At 69.4% G+C, this 278-nt stretch carries 1 pseudogene; it reads left to right on the top strand.

The features are described 5' to 3' along the window. Positions 1–278, top strand: a pseudogene (locus tag AXK60_RS25095) (isocitrate lyase); the annotation flags it as partial.

Below are 278 nucleotides of genomic sequence, written 5' to 3'. Positions count from 1 at the left end.
CCGTGCCGACGAGATCGCCAAGGTCGAGGGCGACAACGCCGTCGACAACTGGGTCGTGCCGATCGTCGCCGACGGCGAGGCCGGCTTCGGTGGCGCGCTCAACGTCTACGAGCTGCAGAAGGCCATGATCGCCGCGGGTGCCGCCGGTACCCACTGGGAGGATCAGCTCGCCTCGGAGAAGAAGTGCGGCCACCTCGGTGGCAAGGTGCTCATCCCCACCCAGCAGCACATCCGCACCCTGACCTCGGCCCGTCTGGCCGCGGACGTCGCGAACACCC

The sequence above is a fragment of the Tsukamurella pseudospumae genome (assembly GCF_001575195.1).
GTDB classification, from domain to species: Bacteria; Actinomycetota; Actinomycetes; order Mycobacteriales; family Mycobacteriaceae; genus Tsukamurella; species Tsukamurella pseudospumae.
This window is presented reverse-complemented; position numbering and strand designations above follow the sequence as displayed.